The organism is Pseudomonas sp. MWU12-2319 (genome assembly GCF_023242525.1).
Lineage (GTDB): Bacteria > Pseudomonadota > Gammaproteobacteria > Pseudomonadales > Pseudomonadaceae > Aquipseudomonas > Aquipseudomonas gingeri_D.
The window spans coordinates 1-717 of the sequence record NZ_JALJES010000063.1; the positions used below are offsets into that span (position 1 = coordinate 1).

Sequence of the window (717 nt, forward strand, 5' to 3'; positions counted from 1 at the left end):
GTCTACATGCGTTACATCCGCCCGGGCCGCATCGGTGAAATCTCGGTTGTCGGCGTGCTCCTGCTGCTCGGCTCGATCTGGCTCGGCGGGCAGATCGCCGCCGACCCGGTCTGGGCCAAAGCCTTCACCTTTACCGGGATCCAGATCACCTGGATGCTGATCGGCTACGGCTTTGTCGCCGCGGTACTGCCGGTGTGGCTGATCCTGGCACCCCGCGACTACCTGTCGACCTTCCTCAAGATCGGTACCATCATGGCCTTGGCCATCGGTATCCTGATCACCATGCCCGTGCTGAAAATGCCGGCGCTGACCCAGTTTGTCGACGGCACCGGCCCGGTCTGGAAAGGCGGCCTGTTCCCGTTCCTGTTCATCACCATCGCCTGCGGTGCGGTGTCCGGTTTCCACGCGCTGATCGCCTCCGGGACCACGCCCAAGCTGCTGGCCAGCGAAGGCCATGCCCGCTACATCGGTTACGGCGGCATGCTGATGGAGTCCTTCGTCGCAATCATGGCGATGGTCGCCGCCTCGGTCATCGATCCGGGCGTCTACTTCGCCATGAACAGCCCGGCGGCCGTGGTGGGTGCGGATGCCGTGAGCGTCGCGCAGACCGTCAGCAGTTGGGGCTTCGCGATTACTCCCGACGCCCTGCTGGCCGTGGCCAAGGACATCGGCGAAACCACCGTGCTGGCCCGTGCCGGCGGTGCGCCGACCCTGGCC

The 717-nt window shown here is 65.7% G+C and carries 1 protein-coding gene; it reads left to right on the forward strand.

Translation table 11 applies throughout. From position 1 onward, the window contains the following. Positions 1-717: carbon starvation CstA family protein (locus tag M5C01_RS32755; RefSeq protein WP_283094144.1), on the forward strand; the 717-nt coding region annotated here is incomplete at both ends.